Here is an 11339-nt window from a genome sequence, read left to right as displayed (position 1 = left end):
AGTTGTCGCTTTTCAAGCGCGCGGGATTGCGTAGATAGAGCGCTCCGCAATTTTCAATCCTGCGAGCACTCCACCATGTCCGCACTTTCTGAGGCGCGCGCCCCCGCGAAGGGCCGGTCGCTGCGTCCCGTTCCCATGCTGATCTTCGGATCGCGCTGGCTGCAATTGCCACTCTATGTCGGCCTGATCATCGCCCAGGGCGTCTATGTCGTGCTGTTCCTCAAGGAACTATGGCACCTGTTCGCCCATGCCTTCGATTTCAGCGAGCAGCAGATCATGCTGGCCGTTCTCGGCCTGATCGACGTCGTCATGATCTCGAACCTGTTGGTGATGGTGATCGTTGGCGGCTACGAGACCTTCGTCTCGCGCCTCAATCTGCAGGGCCATCCGGACGAGCCGGAATGGCTGAGCCACGTCAATGCCAGCGTGCTGAAGATCAAGCTGGCGATGGCCATCATCGGCATCTCCTCGATCCATTTGCTGCGCACCTTCATCGAGGCCGGCGCGCTGTCGTCAGGCAAGGGCAACTACACTGAGACCGGCGTGATGTGGCAGACCATCATCCACTGCGTCTTCATCCTGTCGGCCATCGGCATCGCCATCGTCGACAAGCTGTCGAACGACTCGATCGAGGGCGCCAAGCAGGCCGCGCATTGAGCGCGGCCGCCAAGGTTCACAGCAATCCGGTGTCGTGGTAAGGCTCACGACACTGATATCGCGGGCGTTGGCCTGATGCCGCGCCCATTGGACCGCTGCGTGAACAGGTTGTTGGATTTGACATTCCTCCGCGCGCTTGCCCTCGGGCTCCTGCTTGCATCCGTCGTCTCACCCGCGCGCGCCGCCGATGCCGCGTTCACCCAATTCATCGCCTCGCTGTGGCCGGAGGCCAAGGCCGCCGGCGTGTCGCGCGAAACCTTCGATCGCGAGACGCGCTCGATCGAGCCCGACTACAAGCTGCCCGACCTGATCCTGCCCGGACGTCCGAAGACCGGCGCACCGGCGCAGGCCGAGTTCGTGCAGGTGCCGGCCGATTACATCAGGGAAGCCTCGATCGCGCGGCTCGCCGCTGAGGGGCAGCGGCTGTTGCAGAAGTATCGCTCCTCGCTTGATGCGATCGAGAAGCGGTTCGGCGTCCCGGCCACCGTCGTGCTGGCGATCTGGGGCCGCGAGACCGATTACGGGCGCTATTCGCTGCCCTACGACACGCTGCGCGTGGTGGCGACGCAGGCCTATGTCGGCCGTCGCAAGGATCAGTACCGCACCGAGTTCATCCTGGCGCTGAAGATCCTCGGCGAGGGCGCGGTGACGCGCAAGGAGATGCGCTCATCGTGGGCGGGAGCGACCGGCTACACCCAGTTTCTGCCGTCGGAATATTACAAGCACGGCGTCGATCTCGACGGCGACGGCCGCGTCGACATCTGGCATTCGGTGCCGGACGCGCTCGCCTCCGCCGCGCAGCAGCTGGTCAACAAGGGTTGGCAGCCCGGCGTGCGCTGGGCCTATGAGGTGCAGGCGCCGGCCAATGCCGACTGCACGATGGGCGTGCCTGAAGTGACGAAGCCGATCAGCCAGTGGCTGCGCGCCGGCTTCGTGCCGGTGCGCGGGCAGAAGCTCAGCGCCGCCGAGCAGGCGCAATCGGCGTCGCTGCTGCTGCCGGAAGGCAGCTACGGTCCGGCCTTCCTGACCACGCCGAACTACTTCGTGATCAAGGAATACAATTTCTCCGATCTCTACGTGCTGTTCGTCGGCCACCTCGCCGACCGCATGACGAGCCCGCAGCCATTCGCGACGCCATGGTCGGCGTCGAAGCAGCTGCGCTCCGCCGATGTCGAGGCGATGCAGCAGCAGCTGACGAAGATCGGTCTCTACAAGGACAAGCTCGACGGCAAGGCCGGGATGCAGACCCGCGCGGCGCTCGGCGCCTATCAGAAGCAGGCCGGGCTGAAGGTTGATTGCTGGCCGAGCGAGGCGGTGCTGCGCGCGATGAACGGGCAGCGCTGATCGGGCTGGCTCGCAAGGCCGCCTGTTGGCGTAAAAGCAAAAACCCGGCCGCGAGGCCGGGTTTTCGAATGTGATGCTGAAAACGTGTCGGTCGATCAGTCGCAAACCTGGATGCGACGGAAGCGCCAGCCGTAGCCGTCCCAGAAGCGCTCACGAACCATGCGGCACGGGGCCTCTTCGACGTAAACCGGCGCCGGTGCGACATAGACCGGGGCGGGGCGAGCGCCTGCGATAGCGCCGCCCAGCAGGGCGCCGCCGATCAGGCCGCCGGCAACGCCGGCCGCGACGGCGCCGCCGTCACCAGCCTTGGCAGCCGGAGCAACGGCCAGCGAACCGGCAATCGTGGTAACGGCGACAAGGGCAGCTAAAGTCTTCTTCATGTCTTTGGCTCTCCTGGAAGATGGTGGCGCCGTGGTTCGGCGCCGGGTTGAGGTGACTCACACGCTGATCTCGAACTGCTGTCTTGCTAAACAGCGCAGAACAGTCAACCGAAAGTAAACGTCCGCAGGCTGATCGCGCAGAAAAGCGGTTTTTTCTGGCCATCTGCAGCAGATGTCCCGGAGAAACAGTCGGTCTTCCGGGACATCTGGTTCGATTTAATCGAGATGAACGGCGATCAATCGCAAACGCGGACGCTGCGAACACGCCAAGTGTAGCCGTCCCAGAACCGCTGGCGCTGCCAGAAGCAGTCGGGGCCGTAGCCGGGTTCGGCGACATAGGCCGGACCGGGCGCATAGTAGCCGTATCCGGGACCGTAATAGCGGTTCTGCGATGCGATCGCGCCACCGACAATGGCGCCACCGATTAATCCCGCAGCGACGCCGGCGGCGACACCGCGTTGTGCCTGGGCGGGGGCGGGCACCGCCACAGTCGAAGCCGCCACAGCGGCGACGGCGCAAAGCGCCAGCAATGTCTTCTTCATGGCCTCACCTTTCTCGCGGCAGCAGGGACAGCGTGCATTGGCGATCTGTCTCGCCGGAGGGTTCCATATTCAGCTTGAATGATCAATGAACGACGCTGCCGCATTCGCGACCAAATGCTTGCAGTTTTTGCAATATCTTGCAACGCACAAGCCCGATAGCGCCGCGGCGAGGCGCCTACTCATGGGGGCCGGTGGCGAAGGCAGCGGTTATTGGCCGTCAGCCACCCGGCGGGTGTCGGATTCCTGACCTCCGACCGATTTAGACTCATTCCAATATGAATCCCGCATCAGTTTGGAATTGCTACAAAAACCGCTTTTTCCTTTTGCATCCCGCGGGAGCCGACAATATCCATATTGCCAAGCATCACCGTTGGACCCCGCCTTTCTCCGATGATTGTCTGTTCCTGTAACGTCCTTAGCGACCACGATGTCCGCAATGCCGTCAATGGCGGTGGGTCCGTGACTCGAAATGCCAAGCAGGTGTACGGCTGCCTCGGCTGCAATGCCGAATGCGGCCGCTGCGCGCGCACCATCAAGGCGATCATCGACGAGGCGCTCGGTCCTTGCGCCAAGGCCTGCTGCTCCGGCTGCCCCCACAGCGGCCATCCGCACGCCGCCAACGAGGACGCCGAGCCGGCAGAATTCGCGCTCGCGGCCTGCTAACGCTTCTCGTTTCGACGCGCTTCCTGACGGCGAACCGGCTTCCGTTTCGCTGGAAGACGCTGCGCTAATCCTTCGAATCCGGTTATCTACGCGCTGCTTCTGCGAAGAGTTGCTCTTGCCGATAATCTGATTTAGAAGCGTTCTAAGTTTAGCGCCGGCCAAGGTTGGCCGCGACAGGTGGAGTGGATCATGCAAGGCGACCCGAAGGTCATCGATTATCTGAACAAGGGGCTGCGCAGCGAACTGACCGCCATCAATCAGTACTGGCTGCACTACCGGATGCTCAACAATTGGGGCCTCCTGGAGATGGCCAAGGTCTGGCGCAAGGAGTCCATCGAGGAGATGGAGCACGCCGACAAATTCGTCGATCGCATCCTGTTCCTCGACGGCTTCCCGAACCTGCAGGTGCTCGATCCCCTGAAGATCGGCCAGGACGTCAAGGAGATCATCGAGTGTGACCTCGCCGCCGAGATCGGCGCGCGCACGCTCTACCAGGAGGCGGCGACCTACTGCCATGGCGTCAAGGACTATGTCAGCCGCGACCTGTTCGAGCAGCTGATGAAGGACGAGGAAGAGCACATCGACTTCCTCGAGACCCAGCTCGACCTGATCAAGCGCATCGGCCTTGAGCTCTACACCCAGAAGCACGTCGGTCATCTGAAGGGCGAGGATTCCTGACCGGCTGTCAGCCGCGCGCCGAGCGTCTGCCAAAATACGAGAGGCCGGCCTTGCGGGCGGCCTCTTTTGTTTTTGTGAACGAGCTATTCGTCAGTAGCACCGCGTGATGTTGATGGTGCGGTCGCCGCCGCGGCCGGGCACCGTGACGCTCTCGGTGGGGCAGCTCGACACATAGGGCCGATCCGACGGCACCACGGCCGGCGGATAGCGGTGCGCCCAATCCCACGGCACGTCCTGCGTGTAGGTGTAGCGGACGTCGCTCGAGACCGGCGCCGGGACCTCGGCGGCGAAAGGAACGCTCGCCGCGCCATCATAATATCCGCCCGCGTCCGGCAACACGATGCCGGGCACCCGCACATGATGGCGGAAAGCTGGATGATGCGAGGAGAACGTGCCGCGCGCTGCGGATCCGGATCTCGCATAGGTCTCGGTCGGGGAAGCAAGCAGCAGCGCTGCAATGCCAAGGGACGCCATCAGCGCCCCAGTTGTTCGATACGCCATTCTTCGAAGAGCCATGGCACGCACCAACTCGCGGTTACGGAGCATTTCTGCAGACGCTAGGCCGCGCCTCATGGCGCCCGCAAACTCATCCTTAATTATTGGTTAAAAAGTAAGGTTAACAGGGAGTAACTGTTTCAAATTGACGCGACCTCGCGCGCAGGCTTCCCGCGCAGGCGGCGGGCGCCGCTCAGACCGCATCCGCCGGAACGAAGCAGCTGATGATGATGCTGCCGCGGTGGTGCACGTACCACACCACGGCCTCGCCGACCGGGTTGCCGCGATCGCGGATCACGGCGCGCTCCGGCACCATCATCCACTCGCCCTCGATCGGCACCCAATAGGCGCCGCCCCGAACGTCGTAGCTGGTGCGATGGCCGTCGGAGATGTCGCAGCACGGCACGCCATTCGGCGCGATCACGCTCTTGAACCAGGCGCGGATATCGGGCGGCACGTTGTCATATTGGCCGTTGTCGAACGCCAGTGCAGCGCCCGCCATCATGGCGAGCCACGCAAGCACCGCGACATGCGTGAGCTTTCGCATTGCCTTCCTCCGGCGAAAACTTCTACGTGACCCGCGCGTAGCGTCACGCGAATCCGGTGTTTGCGCGATTAGGCACGAACCGCGCGCGGGATGCATGCTCAAAGAATCGGCGAAACCGCGCAGTCAGGCGTGATGCAGTGCGGGATGGTTGCGCTCAGGTTGGTTGCTTCGTGCGCGCCCTCTTCGCGGCTTTCACCGCGATATTGTCCCGCGCCATTTCGAGCACGCTGCGCAGCGTGATCTGATCCGCTTTCGCGAGGCGGACATTGGTGCTGCCGCTCTTGCCCCAGCCGCCCGGCACCGGCCGGAAGATCTCCGGCTCGGCCTCGACCACCATCGCCTGCTGCTCAGGTGTCAGCTTCACCATGCCCCAATCCTGGTCGGGATAGCCGAGCGTCGCGAAGATGCGCTTGCCGACGCGGAAGTCGGCGGTGCCGTGATGCGCGCCTTCAACGACCTCGGGCAGGCTCAGCGCAATGCGGCGGAAGCGATCAGCGGACATCGCCTTGGCCTCGATCGCTACATCGTGCGTTGCGGCGCCGTCTGCAACAGTTCCTGCAATTGCCTGGCATAGAACCGCGCGTCGCCGGTGGTGAGATGGCCGCGTGTCTCGCTGCTTGCCGGGATCAGATCAATCCTGCCGTTCTTGATCCGCTTCACTGCAGCTCCGGTGACGCCGGTCTCCGGCGGATTGCGCTCATCGTCGGCCGCATTGATCGCAAGCAGGGTGGCCTCGATCTTCTCCAGTCCCGCCGACGGATCGTAATCGTGCGAGGCCTCCCATTGATAGATGTAGTCGTTGGCATCTGATGTGACCGGCAGGGCCAGCTGGTCGTCGACGAGCTTGTCGGCCTGCGTCGCGGTCGGCGCCAGCATCTGGTAGGCGAGCGTGCCGCCGGCGCTGGCGAAGCGATAGGCGGCGATGGCGTATTTCATCATCCGCGGCTGGCTGGTGTAGTTGCCGCCATTGTAGTCGGGATCGTTGCGGATCGTTTCCAGCATCGTCCGCCGCAGCATCCAGTTGCGTGCCGCCATAGCGGTCGGCTGCGAGGCCATCGGCACCAGCACGTCCATCATCCGCGGATAGCGCACGCCCCAGATCCAGGTGTGCATGCCGCCCATCGAGTTACCGATCACGAGCCGCAGATGCCTGATACCGAGCCCTTCGGTGACCAGCCTATACTGCGCGTCGACCATGTCGTTGTAGTCGTATTTCGGAAAGCTCGTCCGCATCGCGTCCGACGGCTTCGACGATTTGCCGTGCCCGATGCCGTCGGGGATGATGATGTAGTATTTCGCCGCATCGAGCGGCTGGCCGGGGCCGAACAGCTGGCCGGCAAAGCTCGGCGTCAGCATGCTGGCCGCCGAGCCGCCGGAGCCGTGCAGCACCAGCACCGGCTGTCCGGTGGGCGCGCCGGCCGTGGTGTAGTGCAGCCGCAGTTCCGGCATCACCTCGCCGCTGTGAAACTTGAAGTCCTTTGCGATCCATTCGCCATCCTGCGGCGTGGGATAGTCTGCAGCCATGGCCGGTACCGACATCGAGACAACAACAGCGGCCACAAAGGCCGCGCACCAACGGATCATTATGCTTCTTCCCACGCGCGGCGCATTTGTCCAGCCGCTTGCGTGCAAGCCTAGCATGACGGAAGGCGTCGTCCGATAGCGGCGCCGCGCCCCTGACGCAGAAGTGTCCGGTTAACTCGCCTTCAGCACGTTCAGCGCATACCATCCCCAATAGACGCGGTGACGCTGGATCAGGCCGTCATCGATCTCCATGACCTCGACCAGATCCATCTGATCGCCGTCCGGAGACTGCCGTGGATACTCCCAGGTGAGAAGGCGGCCGTCGCTGAAGAAGCCCTGCTTGAAGCGCCGCCGTTGCGGCGGGTTCGTGCGGAACACGCGCGTGATGAACTCGCACAGCGCGTCGCGGCCGCGGACGATCCCGTCTTTGGTCTGCATCAAATGCTGGACCAGCGGGCTCTCGATCGAGGCGTCGGCTGCGTAGAGCGCGAGCGCCGCCTCGAGGTCCTTGTTACCGAGCGCATCATCCCAGAGCCTGTAGATACGTTCCGCGTCGTTGCTGCCAGCTGTCATGATCGTTCCCTTGTGTTTGGTCGACTGCCGCCCATTTGAACGGAACAGGCCGCCGCAACGTTTCAGGAAAATCTGAAATGAGCTGCGTGGCACGGCGCATGCGGGTAGGACGTTTCGGCGCGATCTGGAGGACGATGCGGTGGGATCATCCCAGGGCTTGCAGACAGGATTTTCGCGGATCGCCGAGGCCTTGGGCGATCCGGTCCGCGAGGCGATGGTCAGTGCGCTGGCCGACGGCAAGGCGCTGCCGGCGGGCGAGCTTGCTGCGGTCGCCGGCATTTCGCCGCAAGGCGCCAGCGCGCATTTGCAGAAGCTGGTCGACGCCCGCGTGCTGTCGGTGTGGGCACAGGGCAGGTTCAGATATTACCGGATCAGGGACGACGACGTCGCGGCGCTGATCGAGAACCTCGTCGATCTTGCGGCCAAGGCCACCGTCGGGCGGCGGCGTGCGATGCCGGCCGAGCAGCTCAGGCGATCGCGGACCTGCTACCACCACCTTGCGGGTCAGCTCGGCGTGCTGTTGTCGAATGCGCTGATCCGCCGCCGCCTCGTCGTGATCGACGGCCGCGATGGTCGCGTGACCGAGCAGGGGTTAGCCTGGTGCCGGGCCGAGGCAATCGATTTCGATTCGGCGCGGCAGCCGCATCTGCGGCTCTGCAACGACTGGACCGAGCGCGTGCCGCATCTCGCCGGTCCGTTTGCCAATGCCGTGCTGGCGCGGCTGATCGAGATGCGCGGCGTTGCGCCGCATCGGATTCCGCGCGCATTGCGGATCACCGACCGGGGGCGGGCGTTCTTCGACCGGCTTGGCGTCCAGGTTCCGTTCTGAAGGCGACGAGATGATCTAGCGGCCGTCCTCGACCTCGGTCTCCGGGCGGTCATTGCCGGAGGCGGTTTCGGTCAACCATTTGCCGTCCGACGTCTCGTACTGGATCGCCTCGGTACGGCCGGGGACGCGCTGCTCGTTGGCGGCGCGTCGGGCAGCGGCGAGTGCCGCGGCGTGGGTAGGAAATGGTTCCGAGAACACCCCGTTGACGGTATAGGCCCAGCCGCCGTCGTGCTGGACTACCTTGTAGATCACGTGGCTCATCCGGAACCTCGCTCCACCGTGGACGATGACACTGCCAGAATAGACCACGATGTCGTATTTTGCAGCAGCCGATCGTCCTGAGAGAGCCGCCCCGTTGCCGCGGGCGAGGGAGACCGACATGTGCCGCAATATCAAGACGCTGTTCAACTTCGAGCCGCCCGCCACCGAGGACGAGATCCACGCCTCGGCGCTGCAGTTCGTGCGCAAACTGTCCGGCTTCAACAAGCCGTCGCAGTCCAATGAGGCCGCCTTCAACCTGGCCGTGACCGAGGTCTCGAATGCCGCGCGCAGGCTCCTGATCTCGTTGCAGACCACGGCACCGGCGCGCGATCGCGAGGTGGAGGCGGAGAAGGCGAGGGAGCGTTCGCGCCTGCGGTTTGGCTGAGGGCGGGGCGCACTGTGATGCAGATCACGGTACGGCGCCACGCGTCCGGGCATCGGTGTCGTTCACCCGATCCCGGAGCGACGCCATGAAGCCTGCCCTGCTCACGTCCTGTTCGATTGCGTTCGCCGTGCTCTGGACCTGCGGCATGCTGTGGTCGAGCGGGACGATCGACCTTGCCAACGTCATCATCCTGTCGGCCTGCGGGGCGCTCGCGGGCGTTGCCTGGTATTACGCCATGCGCTGGGTCTTCCAGCTCATGCACCTCGCTCGCCCCTCCGATCCTCCGGCCAATCCGGGCGCGGAGCAGTAGGCATCGGGGCGACACGGACAGAGCTGGCCGCGTCGCCGCGCCAGGACCGGAAGGATTACTTCTTGTCCTTCTTGCGGTGCTTCTTCTTTTTCTTGTGATCGTCGTCCTCGTCGTCATCTTCCGCAAAGTCGATGGCGTCGACGTCAAGCGCGATCGCCTCCGCTGCCGCGCGCTCGGCGGCATCGCGCTCGGCGAACTCGGCGGCTTCACGCTCCTTGGTGCGCTTGTAGTCTTCCCAGGCGTCGAAGATCATGTGCAGCCACGGCATCACCTGCTCGATCGACGGCAATTGTCCGGGCGGGCCGGCTTCACCGCGCGGGCCGGCCGGTCCCTGCGGTCCCTGTGGGCCAGCCTCGCCGCGCGGACCCTGCACGCCCGCCTTGCCTTGCGCTCCCGGCTTGCCCTGGGGCCCCGCCTTCCCGACCAGTCCGGGCTTGCCCTGCGGACCCGGCTTGCCGCGCGCACCTTCCGGCCCCGGCCGCCCCGGATGTCCTTGCGGACCGGGCCGACCCGGCTCGCCCTGACGGCCCTGCGGCCCCTGCGCCCCTCGTGACCCCTGGCGGGAGATTGTCTCGTCAGCCACTGATATGCTCCGTCGCGATTTCAAGCCGCTTGTAACAGAGGTTGGATGACGGCTTCAATTCTGCCGGGCGCGGCTGATGCAAGCGATCAACAATCATAATTCGATGCGAAGATCGTGACGGGAGGACGCGTTGCGGATTCTGAACGACAGGCGCGGGGCAGTTGCAGGCGACGCAACAGGGACGCTGACGTTCGACATCGTGGTGACGCGGCACGATCTGCGCGACGAAGCGGCGTTTCGCAACACTGGCGTCCTCGATCTGTATGCCGAGCTGTTTCCTCCGAACGAGCGCGACGCCCCCGACGACATTGTGCGTTGGGTGTTGTCAGATGATGTCGGCGAGCGACGAGAGTTCAGCGTCGGTGATCAGCAGCTGTCATATTGCCTCGACTCGCGCTGCTTCATCCTGCGCGCGGAAGGGCGCGCGATCGGCCTCGGCTTCTTCACCTACGATCACGCAAGCGAGCTGATCTACTGCAACTATGTCGGCGTCGCGAAGGCGTGGCGCGGCGGCGGCCTGGCGGGCCGGTTCTATCGCGAGATGATCGAGATGCTCGACGCCTTGTTTCCGCGCAATATCGGCGTGGTGCTCGAGGTCGAGCCGTATGATCGCGATCGCCTGGCGGCGATCATCGGCGATCTCGAACTGACGGGCATGAGGCGGCTCGCAGCGGATCAACAGACCGAGATTCGCAGATTGCTGCGCGTTAACTGGTACGACAAGCTTGGCTATTGCTTCTTCTGCGACGCGCGCGGCATGCAGCCGCTTGAGTGTCGCTCGCCATGCCTCGATCCATCGCTATTGCCATCCGCTTGGGGCGGCGCGGAGGAAAATTATTGGTTGGCCTGTCAGTCGCGGACCGGCGCGTCCTTGGCGGAGGGCGAGCGCGCGGGTGAGCTCTGGCAAAGAGCCGTCGCTGCGATCTATGTCGAGATCCTCGCAAAATCGCTGGTCGACGACGATCCGAAGGGGCGGCGCGACTATTGGGACTATGCGACGGCGCTGGTCGCGCAGACGCTGCAACAGGCCGCGACGACCGAGGTGCGTCTCGCTCGCTGCCTTGATGCCGGCGGCAGCGAGCTGTTGTCGCGCTGGCGGCGGCTTTCGATCGACCTGCCGATCTAGCGTCGACGTGCCGCTCATGCGTGATGCGATCCGGTTGAATCGTCATCACGCTTAGCTCGTTGTCCAAGCACGATCTTCCCGGAAAGCCGCTTCGCGCGTTTCCGGATCTTGCTCTAGGCTGCGGCGTGCTCGCTCAGCGGCACGTCGATGCCGTCGGCCGAATATTCGCGGATCTTGTTCCGCAACGTCCGAACCGACAGCCCGAGCACGCGCGCGGCGCGGGTGCGGTTGCCGTCGCAGCGCGCAAGCGTTTGCAGCACGAGCTCGCGCTCGACTTCATCGACGGTCGCGCCGATCAGCAGTGGGACGATTTCATTTGGAGCCAGCGACGGCAGCAGAGCTTCCGGCGACGGTACGGTGGACGCGTAAGACATGAACTCCTCCCGATCAACGCCCGCTTCGTCGGTGAAGCGAAGACATCGAGAACCAACTACCCCGTAGA

General features: G+C 64.2%; 18 protein-coding genes. 8 read left to right on the top strand and 10 right to left on the bottom strand.

The window, feature by feature from the left end:
- Nucleotides 1-75 precede the first annotated feature (75 nt).
- Entirely contained in the window at nucleotides 76-657 is a 582-nt protein-coding gene (locus ACZBJS_RS09430; protein WP_057019130.1) for a TIGR00645 family protein, read from the top strand.
- 99 nt (nucleotides 658-756) lie between these two features.
- Complete coding sequence (locus tag ACZBJS_RS09425; protein WP_410469719.1) at nucleotides 757-2001, top strand: lytic murein transglycosylase; 1245 nt, start codon at nucleotides 757-759, stop codon at nucleotides 1999-2001.
- A gap of 95 nt (nucleotides 2002-2096) precedes the next feature.
- Here ACZBJS_RS09425 and ACZBJS_RS09420 read toward each other — a convergent pair whose 3' ends face one another.
- A complete protein-coding gene (locus tag ACZBJS_RS09420; protein WP_016843728.1) occupies nucleotides 2097-2381 on the bottom strand; it encodes a hypothetical protein in 285 nt (94 codons plus the stop codon).
- A gap of 236 nt (nucleotides 2382-2617) precedes the next feature.
- Nucleotides 2618-2923 (bottom strand): hypothetical protein, encoded by a 306-nt coding sequence (locus ACZBJS_RS09415; RefSeq protein ID WP_016843729.1) that lies wholly within the window; start codon nucleotides 2921-2923, stop codon nucleotides 2618-2620.
- A gap of 390 nt (nucleotides 2924-3313) precedes the next feature.
- Between ACZBJS_RS09415 and ACZBJS_RS09410 the strand changes: the two genes are divergently transcribed.
- A complete protein-coding gene (locus ACZBJS_RS09410; RefSeq protein ID WP_106322359.1) occupies nucleotides 3314-3586 on the top strand; it encodes a (2Fe-2S)-binding protein in 273 nt (90 codons plus the stop codon).
- Nucleotides 3587-3775: 189 nt separating this feature from the next.
- Nucleotides 3776-4264, top strand: a complete 489-nt coding sequence (gene bfr, locus ACZBJS_RS09405) for a bacterioferritin (RefSeq protein WP_076830360.1) — start codon at nucleotides 3776-3778, stop codon at nucleotides 4262-4264.
- 90 nt (nucleotides 4265-4354) lie between these two features.
- On the opposite strand, the gene ACZBJS_RS09400 is transcribed toward bfr, so the two are convergent.
- The 5 genes from ACZBJS_RS09400 to ACZBJS_RS09380 form a co-directional block, all read right to left on the bottom strand.
- Entirely contained in the window at nucleotides 4355-4765 is a 411-nt protein-coding gene (locus ACZBJS_RS09400) for a hypothetical protein (RefSeq protein WP_076830363.1), read from the bottom strand.
- Nucleotides 4766-4952: 187 nt separating this feature from the next.
- Entirely contained in the window at nucleotides 4953-5306 is a 354-nt protein-coding gene (locus ACZBJS_RS09395) for a hypothetical protein (RefSeq protein WP_076830365.1), read from the bottom strand.
- Nucleotides 5307-5460: 154 nt separating this feature from the next.
- A complete protein-coding gene (locus ACZBJS_RS09390) occupies nucleotides 5461-5808 on the bottom strand; it encodes an MmcQ/YjbR family DNA-binding protein (protein ID WP_316395738.1) in 348 nt (115 codons plus the stop codon).
- A gap of 17 nt (nucleotides 5809-5825) precedes the next feature.
- Entirely contained in the window at nucleotides 5826-6890 is a 1065-nt protein-coding gene (locus ACZBJS_RS09385) for an alpha/beta fold hydrolase (protein WP_463438657.1), read from the bottom strand.
- A 111-nt stretch (nucleotides 6891-7001) separates the two neighbouring features.
- Complete coding sequence (locus ACZBJS_RS09380) at nucleotides 7002-7403, bottom strand: nuclear transport factor 2 family protein (protein ID WP_316395736.1); 402 nt, start codon at nucleotides 7401-7403, stop codon at nucleotides 7002-7004.
- Nucleotides 7404-7542: 139 nt separating this feature from the next.
- Here ACZBJS_RS09380 and ACZBJS_RS09375 point away from each other — a divergent pair, with 139 nt between their 5' ends.
- The gene (locus tag ACZBJS_RS09375) at nucleotides 7543-8232 is read left to right on the top strand and encodes an ArsR/SmtB family transcription factor (RefSeq protein ID WP_316395735.1); all 690 of its coding nucleotides are present in this window, start codon (nucleotides 7543-7545) and stop codon (nucleotides 8230-8232) included.
- A gap of 15 nt (nucleotides 8233-8247) precedes the next feature.
- Here the strand turns inward: ACZBJS_RS09375 and ACZBJS_RS09370 are convergent, their stop codons facing one another.
- On the bottom strand, nucleotides 8248-8493 hold the full coding sequence (locus ACZBJS_RS09370; RefSeq protein ID WP_016840968.1) for a DUF2188 domain-containing protein: 246 nt from the start codon (nucleotides 8491-8493) through the stop codon (nucleotides 8248-8250).
- Nucleotides 8494-8611: 118 nt separating this feature from the next.
- Here ACZBJS_RS09370 and ACZBJS_RS09365 point away from each other — a divergent pair, with 118 nt between their 5' ends.
- Nucleotides 8612-8878 (top strand): DUF2277 domain-containing protein, encoded by a 267-nt coding sequence (locus ACZBJS_RS09365; RefSeq protein ID WP_057019313.1) that lies wholly within the window; start codon nucleotides 8612-8614, stop codon nucleotides 8876-8878.
- Between the two features lie 85 nt (nucleotides 8879-8963).
- Nucleotides 8964-9188, top strand: coding sequence for a hypothetical protein (locus tag ACZBJS_RS09360; protein ID WP_028334831.1), 225 nt, complete (start codon nucleotides 8964-8966; stop codon nucleotides 9186-9188).
- Between the two features lie 55 nt (nucleotides 9189-9243).
- Here the strand turns inward: ACZBJS_RS09360 and ACZBJS_RS09355 are convergent, their stop codons facing one another.
- Nucleotides 9244-9771: a collagen-like domain-containing protein gene (locus ACZBJS_RS09355; RefSeq protein WP_057019139.1), complete on the bottom strand. Its 528-nt coding sequence runs from the start codon at nucleotides 9769-9771 to the stop codon at nucleotides 9244-9246.
- 130 nt (nucleotides 9772-9901) lie between these two features.
- Between ACZBJS_RS09355 and ACZBJS_RS09350 the strand changes: the two genes are divergently transcribed.
- Nucleotides 9902-10897: a hypothetical protein gene (locus ACZBJS_RS09350; RefSeq protein WP_229193055.1), complete on the top strand. Its 996-nt coding sequence runs from the start codon at nucleotides 9902-9904 to the stop codon at nucleotides 10895-10897.
- A 113-nt stretch (nucleotides 10898-11010) separates the two neighbouring features.
- Here ACZBJS_RS09350 and ACZBJS_RS09345 read toward each other — a convergent pair whose 3' ends face one another.
- Nucleotides 11011-11271 carry a helix-turn-helix domain-containing protein gene (locus ACZBJS_RS09345; RefSeq protein WP_016840962.1) on the bottom strand — a complete coding sequence of 87 codons (261 nt, stop codon included), beginning with the start codon at nucleotides 11269-11271 and terminating at the stop codon, nucleotides 11011-11013.
- Nucleotides 11272-11339 lie beyond the last annotated feature (68 nt).

It is taken from the genome of Bradyrhizobium sp. KZN70725 (genome assembly GCF_055264925.1).
Note: the sequence above shows the minus strand (reverse complement) of the source record. Positions and strands in the feature narration are given on the sequence as shown.

Coding starts and splice junctions, on each gene's coding strand:
- bfr (WP_076830360.1), top strand. CDS start 3,776: ATGCAAGGCGACCCGAAGGTCATCGATTATCTGAACAAGGGGCTGCGC.
- ACZBJS_RS09345 (WP_016840962.1), bottom strand. CDS start 11,271: ATGTCTTACGCGTCCACCGTACCGTCGCCGGAAGCTCTGCTGCCGTCG.
- ACZBJS_RS09395 (WP_076830365.1), bottom strand. CDS start 5,306: ATGCGAAAGCTCACGCATGTCGCGGTGCTTGCGTGGCTCGCCATGATG.
- ACZBJS_RS09400 (WP_076830363.1), bottom strand. CDS start 4,765: ATGGCGTATCGAACAACTGGGGCGCTGATGGCGTCCCTTGGCATTGCA.
- ACZBJS_RS09360 (WP_028334831.1), top strand. CDS start 8,964: ATGAAGCCTGCCCTGCTCACGTCCTGTTCGATTGCGTTCGCCGTGCTC.
- ACZBJS_RS09365 (WP_057019313.1), top strand. CDS start 8,612: ATGTGCCGCAATATCAAGACGCTGTTCAACTTCGAGCCGCCCGCCACC.
- ACZBJS_RS09380 (WP_316395736.1), bottom strand. CDS start 7,403: ATGACAGCTGGCAGCAACGACGCGGAACGTATCTACAGGCTCTGGGAT.
- ACZBJS_RS09385 (WP_463438657.1), bottom strand. CDS start 6,890: ATGATCCGTTGGTGCGCGGCCTTTGTGGCCGCTGTTGTTGTCTCGATG.
- ACZBJS_RS09415 (WP_016843729.1), bottom strand. CDS start 2,923: ATGAAGAAGACATTGCTGGCGCTTTGCGCCGTCGCCGCTGTGGCGGCT.
- ACZBJS_RS09390 (WP_316395738.1), bottom strand. CDS start 5,808: ATGTCCGCTGATCGCTTCCGCCGCATTGCGCTGAGCCTGCCCGAGGTC.
- ACZBJS_RS09420 (WP_016843728.1), bottom strand. CDS start 2,381: ATGAAGAAGACTTTAGCTGCCCTTGTCGCCGTTACCACGATTGCCGGT.
- ACZBJS_RS09430 (WP_057019130.1), top strand. CDS start 76: ATGTCCGCACTTTCTGAGGCGCGCGCCCCCGCGAAGGGCCGGTCGCTG.
- ACZBJS_RS09410 (WP_106322359.1), top strand. CDS start 3,314: ATGATTGTCTGTTCCTGTAACGTCCTTAGCGACCACGATGTCCGCAAT.
- ACZBJS_RS09370 (WP_016840968.1), bottom strand. CDS start 8,493: ATGAGCCACGTGATCTACAAGGTAGTCCAGCACGACGGCGGCTGGGCC.